22 protein-coding genes are annotated in these 21,419 nt (G+C 70.3%); 15 read left to right on the top strand and 7 right to left on the bottom strand.

What is annotated here, in order from left to right:
- Positions 1 to 116: 116 nt before the first annotated feature.
- Genes IEY88_RS44720 through IEY88_RS41680 form a run of 3 tightly spaced genes read right to left on the bottom strand, consistent with a single transcriptional unit; the run spans position 117 to position 3,417 of the window.
- On the bottom strand, positions 117 to 500 hold the full coding sequence (locus IEY88_RS44720) for a helix-turn-helix domain-containing protein (RefSeq protein WP_229694258.1): 384 nt from the start codon (positions 498 to 500) through the stop codon (positions 117 to 119).
- 3 nt (positions 501 to 503) lie between these two features.
- On the bottom strand, positions 504 to 2,759 hold the full coding sequence (locus tag IEY88_RS41685; RefSeq protein WP_189160430.1) for an XRE family transcriptional regulator: 2,256 nt from the start codon (positions 2,757 to 2,759) through the stop codon (positions 504 to 506).
- A 10-nt stretch (positions 2,760 to 2,769) separates the two neighbouring features.
- Positions 2,770 to 3,417, bottom strand: coding sequence for a GntR family transcriptional regulator (locus IEY88_RS41680; protein ID WP_189160429.1), 648 nt, complete (start codon positions 3,415 to 3,417; stop codon positions 2,770 to 2,772).
- Between the two features lie 103 nt (positions 3,418 to 3,520).
- Between IEY88_RS41680 and IEY88_RS41675 the strand changes: the two genes are divergently transcribed.
- From IEY88_RS41675 to IEY88_RS41620, 12 genes are all read left to right on the top strand, one after another.
- Positions 3,521 to 4,474, top strand: a complete 954-nt coding sequence (locus IEY88_RS41675) for an asparaginase (RefSeq protein ID WP_189160428.1) — start codon at positions 3,521 to 3,523, stop codon at positions 4,472 to 4,474.
- 66 nt (positions 4,475 to 4,540) lie between these two features.
- Complete coding sequence (locus IEY88_RS41670) at positions 4,541 to 4,831, top strand: hypothetical protein (RefSeq protein WP_189160427.1); 291 nt, start codon at positions 4,541 to 4,543, stop codon at positions 4,829 to 4,831.
- Between the two features lie 113 nt (positions 4,832 to 4,944).
- Positions 4,945 to 5,367: a peptide-methionine (R)-S-oxide reductase MsrB gene (gene msrB / locus IEY88_RS41665; protein ID WP_189160426.1), complete on the top strand. Its 423-nt coding sequence runs from the start codon at positions 4,945 to 4,947 to the stop codon at positions 5,365 to 5,367.
- A gap of 256 nt (positions 5,368 to 5,623) precedes the next feature.
- On the top strand, positions 5,624 to 6,184 hold the full coding sequence (locus tag IEY88_RS41660) for a TIGR04222 domain-containing membrane protein (protein WP_189160425.1): 561 nt from the start codon (positions 5,624 to 5,626) through the stop codon (positions 6,182 to 6,184).
- Positions 6,181 to 6,504 (top strand): hypothetical protein, encoded by a 324-nt coding sequence (locus IEY88_RS41655; protein WP_189160424.1) that lies wholly within the window; start codon positions 6,181 to 6,183, stop codon positions 6,502 to 6,504. The genes IEY88_RS41660 and IEY88_RS41655 overlap by 4 nt, the downstream gene beginning before the upstream one ends.
- A 91-nt stretch (positions 6,505 to 6,595) precedes the next feature.
- Positions 6,596 to 7,381 carry a TIGR04222 domain-containing membrane protein gene (locus tag IEY88_RS41650; protein ID WP_189160423.1) on the top strand — a complete coding sequence of 262 codons (786 nt, stop codon included), beginning with the start codon at positions 6,596 to 6,598 and terminating at the stop codon, positions 7,379 to 7,381.
- 12 nt (positions 7,382 to 7,393) lie between these two features.
- Positions 7,394 to 8,140, top strand: a complete 747-nt coding sequence (locus tag IEY88_RS41645) for a TIGR04222 domain-containing membrane protein (RefSeq protein WP_189160422.1) — start codon at positions 7,394 to 7,396, stop codon at positions 8,138 to 8,140.
- Positions 8,140 to 8,763: a TIGR04222 domain-containing membrane protein gene (locus IEY88_RS41640; RefSeq protein WP_189160421.1), complete on the top strand. Its 624-nt coding sequence runs from the start codon at positions 8,140 to 8,142 to the stop codon at positions 8,761 to 8,763. Before IEY88_RS41645 ends, IEY88_RS41640 begins: the two co-directional genes overlap by 1 nt.
- Complete coding sequence (locus IEY88_RS41635) at positions 8,763 to 9,536, top strand: TIGR04222 domain-containing membrane protein (protein WP_189160420.1); 774 nt, start codon at positions 8,763 to 8,765, stop codon at positions 9,534 to 9,536. The genes IEY88_RS41640 and IEY88_RS41635 overlap by 1 nt, the downstream gene beginning before the upstream one ends.
- Positions 9,536 to 10,354 carry an MbnB/TglH/ChrH family RiPP precursor modification enzyme gene (locus IEY88_RS41630; protein ID WP_189160419.1) on the top strand — a complete coding sequence of 273 codons (819 nt, stop codon included), beginning with the start codon at positions 9,536 to 9,538 and terminating at the stop codon, positions 10,352 to 10,354. Before IEY88_RS41635 ends, IEY88_RS41630 begins: the two co-directional genes overlap by 1 nt.
- A gap of 4 nt (positions 10,355 to 10,358) precedes the next feature.
- On the top strand, positions 10,359 to 10,718 hold the full coding sequence (locus IEY88_RS41625; protein WP_189160418.1) for an SCO6045 C-terminal-like domain-containing protein: 360 nt from the start codon (positions 10,359 to 10,361) through the stop codon (positions 10,716 to 10,718).
- A gap of 175 nt (positions 10,719 to 10,893) precedes the next feature.
- Complete coding sequence (locus tag IEY88_RS41620; protein ID WP_189160417.1) at positions 10,894 to 13,977, top strand: S8 family peptidase; 3,084 nt, start codon at positions 10,894 to 10,896, stop codon at positions 13,975 to 13,977.
- 32 nt (positions 13,978 to 14,009) lie between these two features.
- On the opposite strand, the gene hemQ is transcribed toward IEY88_RS41620, so the two are convergent.
- From hemQ to hemE, 3 genes are read right to left on the bottom strand one after another with little or no spacing between them, the layout of a single operon-like run.
- Positions 14,010 to 14,702, bottom strand: a complete 693-nt coding sequence (hemQ, locus tag IEY88_RS41615; protein WP_189160416.1) for a hydrogen peroxide-dependent heme synthase — start codon at positions 14,700 to 14,702, stop codon at positions 14,010 to 14,012.
- A 23-nt stretch (positions 14,703 to 14,725) separates the two neighbouring features.
- On the bottom strand, positions 14,726 to 16,153 hold the full coding sequence (hemG, locus tag IEY88_RS41610; RefSeq protein WP_189160415.1) for a protoporphyrinogen oxidase: 1,428 nt from the start codon (positions 16,151 to 16,153) through the stop codon (positions 14,726 to 14,728).
- Positions 16,153 to 17,187: a uroporphyrinogen decarboxylase gene (gene hemE / locus IEY88_RS41605; protein ID WP_189160414.1), complete on the bottom strand. Its 1,035-nt coding sequence runs from the start codon at positions 17,185 to 17,187 to the stop codon at positions 16,153 to 16,155. The genes hemG and hemE overlap by 1 nt, the downstream gene beginning before the upstream one ends.
- Positions 17,188 to 17,259: 72 nt before the next feature.
- On the opposite strand from hemE, the gene IEY88_RS41600 reads away from it, so the two are divergent.
- On the top strand, positions 17,260 to 17,802 hold the full coding sequence (locus IEY88_RS41600; RefSeq protein WP_030479951.1) for a DUF3000 domain-containing protein: 543 nt from the start codon (positions 17,260 to 17,262) through the stop codon (positions 17,800 to 17,802).
- A gap of 12 nt (positions 17,803 to 17,814) precedes the next feature.
- Here IEY88_RS41600 and IEY88_RS41595 read toward each other — a convergent pair whose 3' ends face one another.
- On the bottom strand, positions 17,815 to 18,957 hold the full coding sequence (locus IEY88_RS41595; RefSeq protein WP_189160413.1) for a dipeptidase: 1,143 nt from the start codon (positions 18,955 to 18,957) through the stop codon (positions 17,815 to 17,817).
- Positions 18,958 to 19,212: 255 nt separating this feature from the next.
- Here IEY88_RS41595 and IEY88_RS41590 point away from each other — a divergent pair, with 255 nt between their 5' ends.
- Positions 19,213 to 19,929, top strand: a complete 717-nt coding sequence (locus IEY88_RS41590) for a response regulator (RefSeq protein WP_015099292.1) — start codon at positions 19,213 to 19,215, stop codon at positions 19,927 to 19,929.
- A gap of 70 nt (positions 19,930 to 19,999) precedes the next feature.
- Positions 20,000 to 21,256: a ribonuclease D gene (locus tag IEY88_RS41585; RefSeq protein WP_189160412.1), complete on the top strand. Its 1,257-nt coding sequence runs from the start codon at positions 20,000 to 20,002 to the stop codon at positions 21,254 to 21,256.
- Positions 21,257 to 21,419 lie beyond the last annotated feature (163 nt).

Genomic DNA, 21,419 nt, shown 5'->3' with positions numbered 1-21,419 from the left:
CTGGGCCTCGTTCGCGGCGTTGTCGAGCACAGCACGGACGACGCCGCCGCACCGCCAATGCATCGCACAACCACGCCCTGAACGCACGGACTGTGGGCCACCTCCTGCCGAGAAGCTCATCGGCCGTGAAGCGGAGCAACAGCAGCTCGCCGCGCGCGATCACCCGGCTGCTCCGGGCGTTGGGCGTGCCGGACGCCAAGATGCCGGCCGACGCCGCCGACGGTCTGCGGCTCTACCGGTCGATGCTGCGTGAACGGACCGTGCTGCTCGACCTCTGACGCCCGTGCAAGCCCTACGAACTCATCGGCTTCGACGTCGGTCAGTGCCAGCCCGGCCACCAGCAGGTCGACGGTCTGGGCCTGCGGGGTGTGCACGCGGCCGCGTTCGAGATCGCTCAGCGTGCGGACGCCCAGCCCGGTCCGCGCGGCGAGTTCCTCCTGGGTGAGAGCCGCCCGCCGCCGGTAGAACCGCAGGAACTCGCTGAAGGTCGTCGCCCGCATTCCTCATCCCCCGGCCAAGCGCTCCCGCACCTCGGCGGCGATCTCGCGCGTCGCGTCCGTGTCCCACCGTTCGCACGCCGCGAGCGAGTCTCGCAGATGGCGCCGCCACGCGCTGTGCTCGCCCTGTGACTCGGCGTTGTCCGCGAGCGCCCGCAGGATCTCGATCTCCCCGATGCCGTCGCCGATCGCGCGGAACCCGGCGAGGGCCCTGTCCAGGTCCTCGTCCGATTCGGCGAGACGGCCCGCCGCGCGATGGGCGAGACCGCGGTGCCACAACGTCGTCGCGAGCCACGACGCCATGTGTGCGCGCCGGTAGACCTGCTCGGCCTCCGTCAGCGCCTCGACGGCCTCGTCCGGCCGGTCGACGTCCATCAGCGCGAGGCCGAGCCATCCGAGCGTGCGACCCAGTGCGGAGAGTTCGTAGATGGTGTTGGCGTAGGCGCGTTGTTCCTTCGCTACTTCTTCGTGGGCGGTCACGGCGGCGATCGGGCGGTTCATCGACCGCCACAGCACGCCAAGCACGGACCGTGCGTAGTGCTCGTCCATTGGCTCGTGCATCGACTCGATCGCCTGCAGGCACACGCGTTCGGCCTCGTCGAACTGGCCGAGCCCGCTGTGCGCGGCCGACATGATCAGCCTGATCCAGCCGAGGTGCCCGGTCTCCCCCGACTCCTCCGCGATCCGGGCCGCACCGGTCAGCACCTCCAGCGCCGGTCCCGGCCGGTGCGCGACGTCGAACAACGCCCAGCCGAGCTGGCCGCGCACCGCGATCTCCTGCCACGGCTCGCGCGCGGAGGCGAGGGCGAGGCGGTAGACGCGTTCCCAGACGAGGCCCGGTTCGATGGCCGCGTAGTGCGAGAGGGCGATCACCGCGCGGGCCACGTCCTCGTGCAGCCCTCTGGCCTGGGCCCTTTCGACGGTCTGGGGCAGCAGGTCGCGGTGCTCGTCCAGCCAGCGCCTTCCTGTTGCCACATCGGGGAAAGCACGTCGGCGTGCCTGGACGCGCCGCGCGTCGCCCGTCTGTCCGAAGAGGACTCCAGCCGCGACCGTGGTCTCCAGGAGCCAGGCGAGCATCCTGCCGTCCGCGTCGTCGTCGGTGGCGTCGATCAGGCCGGTGGCGAACGTCCGCACGAGGCCGTGGATCGCGTACCCGCGGTCGTCGGGGTCGAGCAGGCTGACGTCGGTGAGCTCTTCCAGCGCCCGCTCGGCCTCGGCGACGCCGGTGCCGGCCAGTTCGGCGGCGAGTTCCGGGGTCACGTGCGTGCCGATCAGCAGCCCGAGGCGCCGGAACACCAGCCGCGCGGTCTCCGGCAGGTGCGCGAGCGACACCTCGAACGCGCCGCGCACGTCGAGGTCGCCCGCGGTGAGCGCGGCCAGGCGGCGTTCCTCGATCTGCTCGACGAGGTGGCCGAGCGGCCAGCGCGGACGGCTGGCGAGGCGGTTGCCGGCGATCCGGAGCGCGAGCGGCGACGTCCCGCACAGCCGGACGAGCTCCCGCGCGGCCCCGGGATCGGCCTCCACGCGGTGCGCCCCGACGATCGACGCGAGCAGTTCGAGCGCGCACGGTTCGGTGAGCCCGCCGAGCCGGACCCACGTCGCGCCCGTCAGCCCGGCGAGCCTGCGCTGGGACGTGACGATCGTGAGGCAGCCCGGATCCGCACGGAGTGTGCGGACCTCCTCCTCCGTGCTCGCACCGTCGAGCACGAGCAGCAGTCGTTTGCCCGCGAGCAACGAGCGGTAGAGCCGCGTCTGGCCGTGCACGTCCTCCGGCACGTGTTCGGCGGGCACGCCAAGGTCTTTGAGCAGCCGTTGGAGAGGCTGCGCGGAGCTCTCCAGGTCGATGAGCACCTGTCCGTCGGGAAAGCGGCCTTCCAGCAGATGAGCGGCCCTCACCGCGAGGCTCGTCTTACCGGTGCCCGCAGCGCCGTGGACGACGACCAGTCCGTTGGAGGTTCCAGCGATGGCGTCGAGCTCTTCGTCGCGGCCGACGAGGTCCGCCACGTACATCGGCAGCGACCAGACGGGCCCGGCCGGCGCGATCCGGCCGGTCCTCGCGAGCAGGCGCAGTTCCGCGCGATCGGGTTCGTCCAGGTCCAGGGCATCGACCAGGGCCTCGGTCGTGCGGCGCTGGGGAGAACGGGCACGGCCGCGTTCCATGTCGCTGATCGCGCGGACGCTGACGCCGGACCGCTCGCTGAGCTCTTCCTGACTGAGCCCGGCGTTCTTGCGGTGCTGCACGAGCCGGGCGCCGAACGTCATGTCACCGAAGTTAGTGGGTCGAACTCGTGAGCATCTGCGCACACACCCGGGAGAGGTGCCTGCGCATCACCGTCGACGCCTTCGCCGCGTCACCATCGGCGATCGTGCGGACGAGTTCGTCGTGGTCGTCCATCGACGCGTGCTGGTGCGGCGGGTCGTCGCCCAGCGCGCTGCGGAGCAACACCACGCGTTGTTGCACGAGCCGCACCTGCTCGGCGATGTACGGGCTCCGGGCGGCGTCGAGCAACGTCTGGTGGAACGCGAGGTCCAGCCGGTACGGGAACGGCTGCCCGGCCCGGTAGTTGCGCCGGCTCTCCGCGCACACGTCCTGCAGCCGCACCAGGTCGACGTCGGTCCGCCGCGACGCCGCCAGCTCCGCCGCGGCGCACTCCAGCGCGGTCCGCAGCTCGAACAACGCCTTGACGTCCTCGGGGCCGGCGTCGGGCACGAACGCGCCGCGGTGCGGGACCAGCGTCAGCAGCCCCTCGGAGGCCAGGTGCCGGATCGCCTCGCGCAACGGCCCGCGGCTGATGCCGAGCTTCTGCGCCACCTCGACCTCGTTGACCCGCGAGCCCGGGGGGATCTCCCCGGTGAGCACCTGCTCGCGCAGCACGTCCACGGCCTGCCCGGCCAGGCTCAGGTGCAGTGGGGGTGTCACCTTCGTCTCCCGATCTGGACGGCACCGGCCGTCCTCCCGCTAAACTAGCGAACGTGTCAACTGTCGACAGTTGGCAGTTTCACTCACGGACTGGAGGGGCGACATGGCACACGAAGTGGTGGCTGAGGTCTGGCGGGGCGACTTCCTCGAGTCGGTGCACCACGGCACCGTCGTCGCCACTGACCCGTCCGGCAGCCCCGTCCTCTCCGTCGGCCGCCCCGGCGACGTCGCGTTCCCGCGCTCGTCGAACAAGCCGCTGCAGGCCCTCGCGATGCTGCGCGCCGGCCTCGACCTCGACGGCGAACTGCTCGCCCTGGCCAGCGCCTCCCACTCGGGCGAGGACTTCCACGTCGCCGGCGCCCTGCGGATCCTCGCCTCGGCCGGTCTGGGCGAGGACGCGCTGCAGTGCACCGCGGACCTGCCGCTCGGCGAGGAGGCCCGCGCGCGGCACCTCGCCCAGGGCCTCGCCGCCGCACCGAAGTACATGAACTGCTCCGGCAAGCACGCCGCCATGCTCGCCACCTGCGTCGCCAACGGCTGGTCCACGCACGACTACCTGGACCCGACGCACCCGTTGCAGGTCGCGACCCGCGAGACGATCGAGGACGTGGCCGGCGAGCCCGTCGCCCAGGTCGGCGTGGACGGCTGCGGCGCCCCGATCTTCGCCATCAGCCTCACCGGCCTCGCCCGCGCGTTCGGCCGCCTCGCCAGCGCGCCGGAGGGCACCCTCGAACACCGCGTCGCCACCGCCATGAACACCTACCCGCAGTGGGTGGGCGGCACCGGCCGCGACGTCACCGCGCTGATGGACGCCCTGCCCGGCGTCATCGCGAAGGACGGCGCGGAAGGCGTCTACGCGGTCGGCCTGCCCACCGGCGAGGGCGTGGCGCTGAAGATCGCGGACGGCTCGTCACGTGCCCGCGCGGTCGTCGTCGTCGCGGTGCTCAAGCGCCTGGGCGTGGACGTGAGCAAGCTCGAGGACCTGGCCACGGTGCCCGTTCTCGGGCACGGCCGCGCGGTCGGCGCCGTGAAGCCGTCGCTCGCGCTGGCGAGTTGACCGTCACCGCTGCGGTGAACGCCCGGCACACCGGAAACCCGCTCCCCTGCCACTAAGCTGGGAGTCATGGGCGATTCGAAGGACGAGAACGAGAAGTTCCAGGAGGAGCTGATCGGCCTCGACCCCCACGACCCCGAGACGAAGGCGTTCGCCGACCATCTCGACAAGATGCAGCGGCAACGCCCCGGCTACACCGTCGAGGGCTACCTGGAGGGCGTGCGGGACTTCGCGGACTCCGCGAACCGCACGACGGGCCACCAGCGGCTCGTCGCCGTCCTCGTCGTCGGGCTCATCCTGCTGGGCGTGCTGCTCACGGTATGGTTCGCGCTGGGCGACATCATCGCCATCATCTTCTGAGCCGTCACTCTTCCGGCCACAAACGAGAACGAGACCTTAACGGGGTCTTACGGCGCCGCACCCCACACCTCCCGCTGGGAAGCCTCGGGGGCGCACCGGAGTTATAAAGAGACATGGAACCTGTTGTCGGCGCCACCCCCAAAGTCGTGCGTTCCGAAGAGGAATGGCGCGCCCTGCTCGACCCCGCCGAGTTCGCGGTGCTGCGGCAGGCAGGCACCGAGCGTCCCTACACCGGCGAGTACACCGATACCAAGACCGAGGGCCTCTACGAGTGCCGTGCCTGCGGAGCCGAACTCTTCCGCAGCGACACCAAGTTCGACTCGCACTGCGGCTGGCCATCGTTCTTCTCGCCGCTGGCCGGCGACTCGGTCATCCTGCGCGAGGATCGTGCCCTCGGCATGAAGCGCGTGGAGGTCCTCTGTGCCGCGTGCCACAGCCACCTCGGGCATGTCTTCGAGGGCGAGGGGTATCCCACCCCGACGGATCAGCGGTACTGCATCAACTCCGTCTCCTTGAAACTCGTTCCGTCCGAATAGGAGACTGAGCCTGGGTCCGGCCACCTCAGGGCCGGACAGACCTGGGAGGCGCAATGATCTTCTCCACCGCCCTGCGGGGCACCGACGGTGAAGGCTCCGGCGGGGTCGACGGCGGCTCGTCGAGCTAGCCACAGCCGCTGGGAGGCGCTCCAAGTCCGGCAACCCTAAGGCTTCGTCAACAAGCCTTGTGAGGCTGTGGCGCGGACCACACCATTGACGCACCGAAGCATTTCGGGGCAGTCAGGGGGTGGGTCGCATGAAGCCTTGGGGGTTGTCCGGACCGGAGTTCCTTCAGCTGTACTGGATCGCGCTGGCACTGGCGGTGCTGGTCGCGATCGTCGTCCGGGTACGCGTGCGGGCGGGTCGCAGCACCCAGCCCGTGCGCTCCCTGGACATGGACGAGCTCGCCTACCTGGCGGGCGGTCCGAGGCGGGTCGTCGAAACGTCGATCGCACGTCTGCTCACCGCGGGTGAGCTCAGGACTTCCCGGCGTGGCACCGTTCAGGCCACGTCCACCACGCGGTCGCTCAACCCGGTGGACCGCGCGGTCATCACGGACTGCCAGCGCTACACCAACCGCACGGTGAACCTGATGATCCCCGCCGTCGCGGGCGACAGCGTGGTCACGGGCATCGGGCAGCGCCTCGAGGACATGGGGCTCCTCGTCAACCGGGCCGTCGCCAAAAGCGCGCTGCGCAAGGGATCCGTCGTGCTGTGGGTGCTGCTCGCGATCGGAGTGGCACGCTGGGTGAACGGCATCGCGCTGGACTTCGCCGTCGGCGGCTCACGCTGCAGCTCGTTCTCACCGGGCTCTTGATCCTGCTCCTCACGCGAGGCGGCAAGCACGTCCGCACCAGCAAGGGCAACAGCGTCCTCAGCACCGCTCGTACGACGAGCACCAGGGCGTCGGGCAGCGTCGACGAGGTCGTGTACGCGGGTGCGGCCGGCGCGGTCCTCTTCGGCGGACTCCTCGTGTACCCGGACCTGGCGGTGCGCAGTTCATTGCTCGCGTCCGGCTCCAGCGGCGCCGCCGGCAGCGGCAGCTACAGCTCGTGTTCGTCCAGTTCTTCCTCGTGTTCAAGCGGAAGCAGCTGCGGAGGCGGCGGGGGTGGCTGCGGCGGCGGCGGAGGCGGCTGATCCAGGTCGTTCGGTTCTATTCAGGTAACAACAGGAACCCAGGGGTAGATCTCACGTCGAAGATGCACTGACACCAGTGAGGGGAGTGCTGATGTCCAAGTCTTCGGCACCGCACCACACCACGTGGTCCGCGGAGGAGATCGGGTTCCTGGCAGGGGGACCGGGCAGGGCGGCCGAGGCCGTTCTCGCCCGGCTGCTGGACGGCGGTCTCGTGCGCGTCTCCCGCGAGGGACTCGTGACCGCCGTCCACCAGAACGGTCACGGCGCCAGGACCCCGCTGGAGGCGTACGTCCTCGCCGGACTGCACGGGGCCGCGCGCCCGATCCAGCAGGTGGTGCAGGTCGCCAGGGCGAGCAACGAGATGGGCGCGCTGCACGAGAGCCTGGTCGCGAGAGGGCTGGTGCAGCGCCAGTTCCTGAAGCCCCGCGGCGGCAAGACCGCGCTGCGGGTGGTGCTGTTCCTGCTGGCGTTCGTCTCGGTGTTCGTGGCTTTCGCGCTCGACGACTGGGTGTTCGTGCTGACGGGGGTGCTGCTGGTCCTCGCAATCCTGCTGCGCAATCCCGGCAGGCTCACGGCGAGCGGGAAGTCCGTGTGGATGTACGCGTTGAGGAATCCGCGCGCCAATGCGGACACCGTGGCGTTGTTCGGTCTGCGCAGGGGACAGCAGCGGTCGACGGCGTCCACTCCGTACATCGCCGCGAGCAGTTGCGGTGCGTACGACTGGAACCACCACAGCTGCGGCGGCACGTCGAGTTGCGGTGGCTCCAGCTGCAGCAGTTCCAGTTCCAGTTGCGGCAGCTCCAGCAGCAGCTGCTCCAGCAGCAGTTCGAGTTGTTCCAGCAGCAGTAGCAGCAGCTGCAGCAGTTCCAGCAGTTAGAGGGGGAAGCTGATGGTGACACCGGAAGCGGCGCAGGAGACGTGGCTGTCCGCGGAGGAGGCAGGCTATCTGGCGGCCGGTCCCGAGCGGGCCGCAGAGACCGTGCTGGCCCGGCTGGTCGACACCGGCCTGGTGCGGGTGTCGCGCGCGGGGATGGTCTCCGCCGTGCAGCAGGACGGCCGCGGCGCCACGACGTCGATCGAGGAGCGGGTGCTGCGCCACACGCGGACCGCGGTTCCGTTCGACGCGATCGTGCAGTCGACCGCGATCAGCACCGAGATGGCGCAGCTGTACCGGCAGCTGCTCGACCGCAAGCTCATGCAGGTGCCCCGCCGGCGCGACGAGAGCTGGAAGTTCTCCCTCGCCGTGGCGGTCGTGGCGCTCGTGCTCGGCTTCGTCTCGCCCGTGTTCTTCCTCGGCACGCTGATCGGGCTGGGGTTCTTCGTGTGGCAGTACGGCACGGGCCCGGTCACCCAGGCAGGCCGGAACGCGCTCAAGAAGGTGACGGCGAGCGACCGGGTGCACGCGGTGGCGCTGCACGGGTTTTCCGGCAGGGTCCTCGGCCAGGACGTCACCGAGCTCTTCGACCTCCCGCGCAACGTCGTGCGGACGATCCCGGCCAAGGCGCGAAGTCGGTCCACTCCGGACCGTCGCGGCCGTGGTTCGGCGTCGGGCTGCGGCAGCGGATCCGGCGGCGGCTGTGGCAGTTCCAGTTGCGGTGGCGGTAGCAGCTGCGGTGGCGGCGGAGGGGGAGACTGATGGTGGCGACGATTCGCGAGACGACGCGGTTCTCCCCGGAGGAGATCGGTTACCTGGCGGGAGGACCGGCCCGGTCCGCCGAGACCGCGCTGGCGAGACTGCTCGAGGCCGGCCTGGTCCGGGTCTCCCGGTTCGGCGACGTGTCGGCGGTGCACCAGCCCGCGACCACCACGCCCGTCGAGGCGCGCATCCTCGCGCACCTTCGCACACCCGTCCGGTTCGACCTGGTCGTGAAGACGGCCGCGGACAGCCAGGAGGTGCGGGCGGTGCACGACCGGCTGCGCGAACAGGGACTCACCCGGACTCCCCGGCGCTGGTTGCGGCCGAACCCGGTCACCAGGGCCGGCCGGGCCGCGGTGAGGCGCATGACGGCGAACGGCAGCGTCCTCGCGGTCGCGTTGCACGGCTTCGGCGGCACGGTCGGCGGCCTGCCGGTCGGCGACCTCTTCAGGCTGCCCCGGAACGTGGTCGGATCGCTGCCCCTCAACGGGAAGGCGGCCGCGGCAGGCACTTGCGGCGGCGCCGGGTGCGGAAGCGGCCATCTCGGCGGCCACGGTGGTGACTCGTCGGGCGGCAGTGGTTGTGGTGGTGGCGGAGGCTGTGGCGGCGGAGGAGGAAGCTGATGGCGACACCGACGGAAGCACGGGACACGCGGGTGTCACCGGAGCAGGTCGGGTACCTGGCGGGCGGGCCGCAACGGGCCGCCGAGACCGCACTGGCCCGGCTGCTCGACGCCGGCCTGGTGCGGGTGTCCCGCAACGGAGTGGTCTCCGCCGTGCACGAGACCGACCTCGGCGTCACGACCGCGGTCGAGACGGGCATCCTCGTGAATCTGCGCCAGCCCGTCCGGTTCGAGCCGGTCGTGCGGAAGGCCGGGGGCAGCGCGGAAATGCGGGCGTTGTACCAGCAGCTGCGAGCCCAAAGGCTGATGCGCACTCCTCGCCCCCGACTCGGAGCATGGTGGGTCTTCCTCGCCATCGGGGTCGTCCTGGCCCTGGCCGCCCTCCTGCAGCCGTGGACGCTTCTCGGAGCGATCGGGTTCCTGGCGTTCGCCTATTGGTCGTACGGCGCGAAACCCCTGACCAAGGCGGGCAGGGCGGTGTTGGAAGCCGTGGACGCGGACGACAGGGTGCTCACGGTCGCGGTGGAGGGCTTCCGCGGCAGGATCCGCAACCAGGCCGTCGGCGATCTCTTCGGACTGCCGCAGAGCGTGGTGAAGACGTTGCCGCGCAAGAAGAAGCCGAGGCGGGGCAAGGGTCGTGGCGCGGCGTCGTCCGCAGGTGCGGGATGCGGTGCCGGCGGCGGATGCGGCAGCAGCGGTTGTGGTAGCAGTAGCAGCAGCAGTTGTGGCGGCGGCGGCAGCAGTTGCGGTGGCGGCGGAGGAGGAAGTAACTGATGGTGGGCATCAAGGACCTGGGTGTCGGCATCGGCTGGCGCTCGGAGATCGACCTGACGGTGGAACGCCTGCCGGGCGTGGACTTCGTCGAGGTCGTCGCCGAGAACCTCCACATCGGACACCTGCCGGAGTCGGTGACGCTGCTGCTGGAGCGCGGCGTCCCTGTGCTCCCCCACGCCGTGTCGCTGTCGCTGGGCGGGGCGGACCCGGTCGACCTGCACCGGGTCGAGCACCTGGGCGCGGTCGCCGAGGCGGTCGGCGCGCCGATGGTCAGCGACCACGTGTGCTTCGTCCGCGCGGGAGGCCTCGACTCCGGCCACCTGATGCCGGTGCCGCGCACCAAGGACGCGCTCGACGTGCTGGTCGCGAACGTCAAGCTCGCCCAGGCGAACCTGCCCGTGCCGCTCGCGCTGGAGAACGTCGCCGCGCTGCTGGAGTGGCCGGACGGCGAGCTGTCCGAGGGCCAGTTCCTCGCCGAGCTGGTGGAGCGCACGGACTGCTGGCTGCTCGTCGACGTCGCGAACCTCTACGCGAACGCCCGCAACATCGGCACGGACCCGGAGCGGTTCCTCGACGAGATCCCGCTGGAGCGCCTCGCCTACGTGCACGTGGCCGGCGGCGAGCAGCACGGCGACATCTACCACGACACGCACGCGCACGCGGTGCTGCCGGAAGTCCTGGAGGTGCTCGACGAACTGTGCTCGCGCGTCGCACCGCCCGGAGTTCTGCTGGAACGCGACGACAACTACCCCTCCGACACCGAAATCGCGACCGAACTGGCCGCGATCCGCGCGGTCGTCGACAAGCATCGTGGCTGAATTCATGAACGAGAACGAACTTTTGGTCGCACGCGAAAGGCTTGCCGCCCGGCAGACCGAGCTGCTAAATGCACTGCTGTCGAACGGCCCGGTACCGGCGGGATTCGACGAACAACGCCTGAACGTCGAACGGCGTGCGTTGTTGTCGAAACGGCGCGGCATCGTGCGCATGCTGGGCCCCGCCGTCGCCGACGAGCTCGGCGACCGCTTCCGGCCGCTCTTCGACGCCTACGCCGTCGAACACCCACGTCGGGCGGGCTCCCGCGCGCGCGAGGATGCCGCATCGTTCGCGGAATGGTGCCGTGCCTCCGGGGAACTGTCAGCGGAACGCAAGGCGCGCTGGAAGTTCTGGCAGTCGAACTGACGGGCGAACGAAAAGGGGGCCAGAATCCCCCGTTCGGCCCTGTGTTACCTAGTCGTGATATCGATACGTTCGAAGGGTTGGGGGACCTTTTTCGCATTGCCTTCGCTTTGTCGCGGAAGGCCTTCCGGCCTGCGCGAACCACAGCGCGCAGAATTCGAACCACGAGGGGATTCGAATGCGCGGAAAAACGAAGGTGCTGGGCGCCGTCACGGCGCTCGCCCTGATCGCGGCACCGGCCGCGACAGCCGCTCCACCGGCGGGCGAGGCCCCGCGGAAGGCGGCCGACGAGGTCACGCTCGTCACCGGCGACAAGGTCCTGCTGGGACAGGACAGGCAGGTCGTCGCGATCCAGCCCGGCGAGGGTCGCGAGAAGATGGCCTTCAAGACCGCCCGCACCGCGGACGGTCACCTGATGGTCGTGCCGAAGGACGCGTTCGAGCCGCTGGCGGCGGGCAGGCTCGACACCCGGCTCTTCGACGTGACCACGTTGCTGGAGTTCGGCTACCGCGACCGCATGCCGTTGATCGTGGACGGCCGTGCGAGACTCGGTGCCCGGTCCTCGAACGACTGGTCGGCGCTCAAGGCCGAGGCCACGACCGGGGACAAGGTCTGGCTCGACGGCATCCGCAAGCCGACCCTGGACCGCAGCGTCGCTCAGATCGGAGCGCCGGCCGCCCACCAGAAGGGCATCACCGGCAAGGGGACCAAGGTCGCGATCGTCGACACCGGGGTGGACGAGAAACACCCCGACCTCGCCGGTCAGCAGATCGCCGAGAAGAACTTCACGACCGACCCCGACAACACCGACAACGTCGGCCACGGCACGCACGTCGGGGCGACCGTCGCGAGCCACGACGCGAAGTACGGCGGTGTCGCGCCGGGCGCGCAGCTCATCGACGCGAAGGTCTGCGTCGAGTTCGGCTGCCAGGAGTCCTGGATCCTCGACGGCATGCGCTGGGCCGCCGAGCAGGGCGCCCAGGTGATCAACATGAGCCTCGGCGGCGGCGACACCCCCGAGGTCGACCCGCTGGAACAGGCCGTCAACGACCTGACGGCCCAGTACGGCACGTTGTTCGTCATCGCGGCGGGCAACTCGGGCTCGCCGGGTTCGGTGGGCTCGCCCAGCACCGCGGAGGCCGCGTTGTCGGTCGGCGCAGTCGACCGCGACGACAAGATCGCCCCGTTCTCCAGCAAAGGCCCTCGCGTTGGAGACAGCGGGCTCAAGCCCGAGGTGACCGCACCCGGTGTCGACATCGTCGCCGCCAAGGCCGGTTCCGCGGACCACGTCGCGTTCAGCGGCACGTCGATGGCGACCCCGCACGTGGCGGGCGCGGCGGCGTTGCTCAAGCAGCAGCACCCGGAGTGGACGCCGGCACAGCTCAAGTCGGTGCTCGCGACCACGGCCAAGCCCACCGAGGGCGTCAGCGCGTTCGACCAGGGCGCGGGACGCATCGACGTGGCGAAGGCGATCGATCAGGTGCTGACCGGTGACGTGACGGTCAACCTCGGCCTGCACGAGTGGCCGCACGGCGACGACAAGCCGGTGACCAAGCCGATCAACTACACCAACCCGACGGACGCGGCGATCACGCTGGACCTCGCTCTCAAGAGCACCGCACCGGCGGGCCTGTTCGCGCTGGCCGCCACGAAGCTCACCGTGCCGGCCAAGGGCACCGCGTCGGTCAACGTCACCGGTGACTCGCGCGCGGGCACCCAGGACGCCGCGTACTCGGGCGAGGTCGTCGCCACGTCCGGCACGCACACCGTCCGCACGCTCGTCGGCATCGACCGCGAGGTCGAGAGCTACACCCTCACGATCGACATGATCGGCCGTGACGGCGCGGACCCGGCGGGCTCGTTCACGTTCCTCGTCGGCCTGGACAACAACACGTTCAAGCCGATCTCGGGCACGGGCGACGTGAAGGTCCGGCTGCCCAAGGGCACGTACTTCCTCGACACGAGCGTGTACAGCGGCGAGCGGGACATGGACCTGCTCTACCAGCCCACGGTCAAGCTGACCGGCGACCTGACGATCAAGCAGGACGCCCGCGAGGCCCGGCCCCTGTCGCTGAAGGTGCCGGAGGAGACCGGTGACTTCACGGTGGGCGTGATCGCCTTCCGCCGTTCGGTGAACGGCCAGAGCCGCCTGCAGGGCACGATGCTCATGTTCGGTGGCTTCGAAGGTGTCGGCGTCGGCCAGGCGGGCGGACCGCTGCCGCCCGCCGACCTGTCGTCGATCGCGATGCTGCACGCCAACACGACGGCCGACCCGCTCACGTTCTACCGGCTCGCCTACCCGGTTCCCGGCAGCCTCCCCGTCGGGCTGACCAAGGCGCCGGCGAAGAAGGACCTGGCCGAGGTCCGGTCCACGATCGGCGGCCAGAAACCGGACAGCCGGGCGTCGAAGGGCGAGATGCCGTTGTCCCCGCAGGGTCTGGGCGGCGGTACGGCGCTCTACCCGGTGCCGCCGGGCGCGACCTCCGTCGAGTACGTGTCGGCGGAAAACGTGCGCTGGCAGTCCGTGATCATGACCCAGCACGCCGGCGGCGCGCAGGAACGGGTCTCCTCGGCCTACCGCACCTACAAGGCGGGCAGGACATATCAGGAACGCGAGATCCGGCCGGTGTTCTCACCGGGTCTGCCCGAAGGGCCGTACGACTCCATCGAACGGTACGGCTCGACGTTCTACGTCACGCCTCCGCTGCTGAGCGACGCGAACCACGGCGAGGGTTACTCCACTGTGGACAAGGCGCGCACCGCCCTGTACCGCAACGGTGTGCTGATCGGCGAGACCACCACGGTCGGCGCCGGGTTCCAGAACGTGCCGCTGCCCGAGGGCGACTTCCGCGCCGAGGTCAGCCTCGACCGGAGCTCGCAGTTCGAGTTCAGCACCAAGGTGTCCGCGGTCTGGACGTTCAAGTCCCAGGGCGCCGAGGGCGAGGTCGACGCCGCGCCGGCGTCGGTGGTGCGCTTCGAACCGAAGCTCGACGCCAACGGCGCGGTGCCCGCGGGTTCGTTGCAGCGCATCGGTTTGCTCACGCAGTCGCAGGGCGATGTGGGCAAGGTGCGCATCACCGGCGTCGAGTACTCGCACGACGACGGCACGACGTGGCGCCGTGCGGGTGTGGTGGGCGACAACGCGTTGATCTACCACCCGCTCACCGCGCAGTGGACTTCCCTGAAGGCCACGGCGAAGGACAGCAAGGGCAACACCGTTGAGCTGACGGTGATCCGCGCCTACAGGGTCGCGGCGAAGTAGGTGGGTGACGGGGGTCGCTGGACCCCCGTCCCTCACGGCAGATTGAGAACGAGCTCGGCGGCCGGGACGCGGGTGCCCGTGTAGAAGGGGATCTCCTCACGCACGTGCAGCCGCGCCTCGGTGCCGCGCAGGTGCCGCATCAGGTCGACGATGCGGTGCAGCTCGTCGGCCTCGAACGCGAGCAGCCACTCGTAGTCGCCGAGAGCGAACGACGCGACGGTGTTCGCGCGCACGTCCGGGTAGTCGCGGGCTTCCTTGCCGTGGTCCGCCAGCATCTTGCGGCGGTCGCCCTCGTCCAGCAGGTACCACTCGTAGGACCGCACGAACGGGTAGACGCAGATGTACTTGCGCGCCTCCTCACCCGCGAGGAACGCGGGGATGTGGCTGCGGTTGAACTCCGCGGGGCGGTGCAGGGCGACCTGCGACCAGACCGGCGTGGAGACCTTGCCGAGCGGCGTGCGGCGGAAGCCCGTGTAGGCGGCCTGCACCTGCTCGATCTCCTCGGCGTGCCACCAGATCATGAAGTCCGCGTCGGCGCGCAGCCCGGCCACGTCGTAGACGCCGCGGACGACGACTCCCTTTCCCTCCAACGCGTCCAGGTAGTTCTGGGTCTCGCTGGCGGCCGCCGAGCGGTCGTCCGGAAGCTTGCCGGGTTCGACCCGGAACACCGACCACATCGTGTAGCGGATGGTGTCGTTGAGCTCGTTGTAGTTCAGGCGCGCCATACGTCCATCTTGGCACGGGCCCGTCAACGGCGAACGCGGCCCAGCAGGTGTGCTGCGACACGGGCGGCGGCCGAGTCGGCGGTCGCGATGCAGGCCGGCACGCCCACGCCGTGCAGCGTGGCGCCCGCGACGGCGAGACCCGGCACGTCGGCGACACCGCGTTCGATCGTGTCCACCAGGTCGACGTGCCCGACGCCGTACTGCGGCAGCCCGCCGCCCCAGCGCTGCACCACGTAGTCGATCGGCGCGGCCTTGATGCCCGTCAGCTCGTGCAGGTCGTTGCGCACGGCCTTCACCAGGTCGGCGTCGCTGCGCTGCAGGAGCGCCGTCTCGCCGTGCCGCCCGACCGAGCCGCGCAGGATGACCGGTTCGCCGTAGTGCGCCCACTTGCGGCTGGAGAACGTGAACGCCTTGGCGGTGAACGGGGTGATGCGGTCCGAGTACCGCTCGCTCTCCGCGATCAGGACGCCGGAGCGTTGCGGTAGTTCGGTACCAGGCGGCAGTGCCAGCGCGACGACGGCCATCGAGGCGACCTCGACCTTGCCGTACGCGGCGGAGACCTGCGGGGCGATCTCGTGCAGCAGCTTGCGCGCGGACGGCGCCGGGACCGCGAGCACGACGCCGTCGCACTCCAGGTACTGCGGGGTCGCGGCCGAGCCGATCTCGAGGCGCCAGCCGTCGCCGAGCCACGACAGCACGCGGACCGGCAGGCCGAGCCTGACCTCGGGCCTCGCGACCTCGGCGAGCTTGTCGACCAGCGACGACACGCCGCCCGCCAGCGACGCGAACACCGGCGGGCGGGCGGCGCGCGGCTGCAGCGGTGCGGGCATCATGGTCGCGGCGGCCGCGAGCAGCGAGCCGACGCCCTTGTCCAGCAGCGTCGCGATCTGCGGCATCGTGGCGCGCAGGCCGAGCTCGTCCGCGCGGCCCGCGTAGACACCGCCCAGCAACGGGCTGACCAGGCGGTCCGCGACCTCGGGACCGAACCTGTCCTTCATCAGGGCGCCGACGGCCACGTCGCCGCCCCGGAGCTCGATCGGCGGCAGCGTCGGTTCCATCTCGACCCGCAGCGCGCCCTCGGACGACAGCATGTGCCGCACCGTCTCGACGCTCGCGGGGACGCCCATGAACGTGTGCGTGGGCAGCTGGTGCGTGCGCCCGGCCGCGTGCACCGACGCCTTCGCGGCCGTGGGGTGCACGACGTGATCGGTGAGCCCGACCTCGTCGATCAGCTCCTGCGCCTCGGGCTTGCGGTGCAGGAACGCCTCCGCGCCCACGTCGAACCGCACACCCGCGAGCTCGGTCGTGCGCAGCTTGCCGCCGAGCCGGTCGGACTGCTCGATCACGGTGATCCTCGCGCCGGGCCCGAGGAGCATGCGCAACCGGTGCGCGGCGGCCAGGCCGGAGATGCCTCCCCCGACGACGGCGACGTGCGGCGCTCTTGCCTGCATTACAAGCTGTGGATCAGCTCGACGGTCCGGGTGATGATCTCCGGATCGGTGTCGGGCAGCACGCCGTGGCCGAGGTTGAAGATGTGGCCCGCGGCGGCCTTGCCCTCGGCGTGGATGCGGCGCACCTCGCGTTCGACGGCCTCGAAGCCCGCGAAGAACAACGCCGGGTCGAGGTTGCCCTGCACGACCGGCTTGGGCAGTTCGGGAGCCGCCTTCTCGAGACGCTCGACCGCCACGTCCAGCGGGAGGCGCCAGTCGACGCCGACGACGTCCGCGCCGGCCTCGCGCATCGCGGGCAGCAGCTCGCCGGTGCCCACGCCGAAGTGGATCCTCGGGACGGTGCTGATCGTCTCCAGGACGCGCTTCGAGTGCGGCAGCACGAACTCGCGGTAGTCGCGCTCGGACAGCGCGCCCGCCCACGAGTCGAACAGCTGGACCGCCTGCACGCCCGCGTCGATCTGGGCGTGCAGGAACGCCGTCGTGACGTCGGCGATCCTGGCGAGCAGCGCGTGCCAGAGCTCGGGGTTGCCGTGCATGAGCGCCTTGGTGCGCTCGTGGTTCTTGCTCGGCCCGCCCTCGACCAGGTAGGAGGCCAGCGTGAACGGCGCTCCGGCGAACCCGATCAGGGCGACCTCGGACGGGAGTTCCTTGAGCAGCAACCCGATCGCGTCCTGCACCGGCTGGACCTGCTCGGCGTGCAGCTCGGGCAGGGCCTGCACGTCCGCGAGCGTCCGGACCGGGTTCGCGACCACGGGACCGGTACCCGCGACGATGTCGAGGTCGACACCGGCGGCCTTGAGCGGCACGACGATGTCGGAGAAGAGGATCGCGCCGTCGACGCCGTGCCGCCGGACCGGCTGCATGGTGATCTCGCAGACCATCTCCGGGTCCATGCACGCGTCGAGCATGGCGGTGCCCTGGCGGAGGGCGCGGTACTCGGGCAGCGACCGTCCCGCCTGCCTCATGAACCAGACAGGGGTGTGCGACGGGGTGCCGCCACTTGCGGCCACGAGGAGGGGGACTTGAGTGCTCATATCTCTTTCATGGTCCCACGTCCCGGCGTGCCGCCGTCACTCGGCCGGATTGCGAGGCATACAGTCAGTTGTGTGACCGAGCCGGAAATCTTCCGCCGGGCGGTGGGGACGCTCAAGTCGGTTCGCCACAGGCCCGAGATCGAACTCACCGAAGTTCGCCCGCCGCAGCGGCTCGCTCCGTGGGCGTACGCGCTGACGGCTGAGGTCACCGGCCCGTCGGACGAGCTGTCGACCGGAAGGCTCGTGCTGCTGCACGATCCGGACGGCGACGAGGCGTGGGGCGGTGTTCTCCGCGTCGTGGCGTACGTACGGGTGGAGCTCGACCACGAGCTCGCGTCAGATCCCCTGCTGCCCGAGGTCGGGTGGTCGTGGCTGACCGAGGCGCTGGAGCAGTCCGGGGCCGGGTTCACCGCGCTGGGCGGGACCGTCACGCAGACGTCGTCGGCCCGGTTCGGCGACATCGCGGGGCCCGCGCGCACCGACGACCTGGAGCTGCGCGCGTCGTGGACCGCGCTCGACGGGGAGCTCGCCGAGCACGGCACCGCGTTCTACGAGCTGATGGCGACGGCCGTGGGGCTGCCGCCGGTCGGCGTCACCCTGTTCGGGCAGCGCTAGTTCTATTAAGCGTCAGTCGGCGTCCCGCAACACCCGGAGGACGTTCGCGCCGGCGAGCTTGGCGCAGTCGTCCTCGGACCAGCCCTTGTCGAGCAGCGCGCCGAAGAGGTTCGGGTACGTCGAGACGTCCTCGAGCCCCTGCGGGAGCGCCTGCACGCCGTCGTAGTCGCCGCCGACGCCGATGTGGTCGATGCCGACGACCTCGCGCGCGTGCTCGACGTGCGCGACCACGTCGTCGAGCGTCGCACCCGGCGCCGGGTGGTCGACGACCCACTCCTCGCCGAACGTCTTGCGCTCGTCCATGTCGGCGTGGTTCCGCCCCGCGGCCGTCATGGCGTCACGAAGGGCTGCGTCCCATTCAGCGAACCGGGGCGACACGAAGCTCGGGACGAATGTGATCATGGCCACACCGCCGTTCGCCTTCAGCTTGACCAGCACGTCGTCCGGGACGTTGCGCGGATGGTCCGCGACGTGGCGGCACGACGAGTGGCTGAAGATCACGGGCTTGACGCTCGTCGCCAGCGCGTCGTGCATGGTGCTCGGCGCGACGTGGCTCAGGTCGACGAGCATGCCGATCCGGTTCATCTCGCGCACGACGTCGCGGCCGAACTCGGTGAGACCGCCGTGTTCGGGCTGGTCAGTGGCGCTGTCGGCCCACGGCGTGTTGTCGTTGTGGGTCAGCGTCATGTAGCGGACGCCCAGGCGGCGCAGCGCGCGCAGGACCCCGAGTGAAGAGTTGATGGAATGTCCGCCCTCGGCCCCGAGGAGGGAGGCGACACGCCCGGAGGCGAAAACTTCTTCGGCTTCGGCGGCGGTCGTCGCGACGCCCAGCCGGTCGGAGTAGCGCTCCGCCAGTTCGTAGACCAGTTCGACCTGCTCGAGCACCGCGGTCACGGCGCCGTCGCCCGCGAGCCTGCCGGGAATCCAGACGGACCAGAACTGCATCCCCAGGCCGCCCTCGCGCATTTTCACGAGGTCCGTGTGCAGGCTGGGATGACGTTCGGTGAGATCGATCTTCGCGGCGGTCGTGTAGACGTCCTCGCCCGTTCCGCCGCCGAACTCGCGCAGGGCCCACGGGAGGTCGTTGTGGCCGTCGACGAGGGGGACACGCTGCAGCAACGCCCGCGCTCGCTCGACACCGGAACTACTAGACACAACCAACTCCAAGATGTCGTTCTGAGAGGGGCTCGCGTTACATCCCCTATCTAGTTGTCATCCAATCGTGTGACACATGGGGCCATCTGTCACAACTCAATAGGGATAGATACCCGATTGATCGTCCCGTAGACCCGCATGGGCGGCTACGCTGCCCCAGACGACACCACTTTCGGTCGATCAGTGGCGCGGCTGATTGGACGAAAGTCTCCGGTGCCGGTCGGGGGGCACGACCGACTCCAGGGAGGTAGTGACGTGGCTGCCGTCGGCTTAGGTCAGGCCGTTCGTACCACGCCAGCCGGCTCGTTGCCGGCGAACATGGTCCCGCACCCGCGGGAAGAGCTTTTTTCAGTGCTGGTGGTCGACGACCACCCACTGCTGAGGGAGGCGATATCAGCTCGGCTCACCCAAATGGGAGCCGGCACAGTTCATGAGGCCGCTTCGGTGGCGGAGGCTCGGGCGCGGGCACTCGCTACCGGACCATGCGACCTCGCGATCCTCGATCTGGGTCTGCCGGATGGCACCGGCATCGACCTGGTCACGGAACTCCGTGCCCAGGGCTGGCCCCGCATCGTGGTCCTCGCATCCTCCGACGACCCCTACGCGGTCAGGTCGGCCTTCCAGGCGGGCGCCCAGGCGTACCTCCTGAAGTCCGCCTCTCCGATGGTGGTCACCGACGGGGTGCGCAGGGTTCTCGATGGTGGCGTTTACGCAGATCCGAGCGTGGCACCAGTACTCGCAGCGGGTACTCGGGTGCCGGGCACCGACAACACGCCGCGGGAACTCTCCGCGCGTGAGGTCGAGGTGCTCCAGCTGGTCGCCGATGGCCAGAGCAACAAGGAAATCGGCGAGGCTCTGAGCTTGTCCGCGTTGACGGTGAAGTCTCACCTGTCGCGGATCGGCCGGAAGCTGGGCACCGGGGATCGCGCTCAGATGGTCGCGCTGGCCATGCGTGCCGGCGTGATCCGTTAGATACCGGTTTGAAGCACTGAACCGGCCGAGAACACCTGTGAGTGGTGCGATCGTCGTAGGGTCATCCGCTGTGGATGTACCCGCCGACGAGCCAACCGCACCAACCGGACCAGAACCGGTACCGCTGACGGAACCTGCTGATGGGGTCCCGCCCGTGGTCGCCGATCCAGCTGCGCTCCGGCGAGCCGCTGACGCGCTCGCCGGGGCGAAGGGCCCGGTCGCGGTGGACACCGAGCGAGCCTCGGGCTACCGCTACTCACAGCGTGCCTATCTGGTGCAACTGCGCCGGGAAGGCGCCGGCACCTGGTTGGTCGACCCGATCGCCCTGGGCGGACGGCTAGACCCGCTGGTGCAGGCCCTTGATGGCACTGAGTGGGTGTTGCACGCGGCGTCTCAGGACCTGCCGTGCCTCGCCGAACTCGGGCTGAAACCCGGCGTGCTGTTCGACACCGAGCTGGCGGGCAGGCTGGCTGGGTTCGACCGCGTCGCACTGGGCACGCTGGTGGAACGGCTACTCGGTTACAGGCTCGAGAAGGGGCACGGCGCGGCCGACTGGTCGCGCCGGCCCCTTCCTGCCGACTGGCTGACGTATGCCGCTCTCGACGTGGAGCTGCTCGTGCAGCTGCGCGACGTTCTCGAAACCGAGCTGGAGCGCCAGGGCAAGCTCGCCTGGGCGCTCGAAGAGTTCGAGGCGGTGCGGACGGCGCCATCGCCGCGCCCCCGCACCGACCCCTGGCGGCGCACGTCCGGTATCCACCGCGTGCGCAACCAGAGGCAGCTGGCCCTCGTGCGCGCGCTCTGGGAAGCCCGCGACACCGTGGCCCGCGAACGCGACATCGCTCCTGGCCGAGTCCTCCCGGACTCCGCCCTCATGGAGGCAGCCGCCCGCAACCCGGCCAACGAGGCCGAGCTGCTCGCTCTGCCGGTCTTCCGCGGCCGCTCCCAGCGCCGCATGTCTGGCGTGTGGATGAACGCCCTGCGCAAGGCAGGCGCGTTGACCAAGTCGGAGCTCCCGGAACCCGCGGGCCAGCACGACGGCCCGCCCCCGCCCAACCGGTGGGGCGACAAGGACCCGGACGCGGCGGCCCGCCTGGCCGCGACCCGTGCGGCACTGGCGGCCATCGCCGAGGCCAACACCCTCCCGGTGGAGAACCTGTTGCTGCCCGACCTGGTGCGGCGCACCTGCTGGCAGCCACCGGCCGACCTCTCCCCCGAGTCCGTGGCGACGGTGCTGCGCGACGGCGGGGCCAGGTCGTGGCAGATCGACCTCACGCTGGAAGCCCTGGCCAAGGCGCTCACCGCGACGGCACCCACGCCGTCCGACTAGCGGAGCCCGACTGATATCCGATACATCGGTCCGGAAGCGACACATCAGTCCAACTGAGCGTTGACGACGGCCTCGACGTCCACCCGGCTCGTCAAACCGAGTGCGCCGCCGAGCGCCGTCGTCACCATGTCGAACGGATCGTCCATCTCCAGGGTGCCGAGTG

Origin of the sequence: Lentzea pudingi, from assembly GCF_014646255.1 — a bacterium.
Classification (GTDB): Bacteria; Actinomycetota; Actinomycetes; order Mycobacteriales; family Pseudonocardiaceae; genus Lentzea; species Lentzea pudingi.
This window is presented reverse-complemented; position numbering and strand designations above follow the sequence as displayed.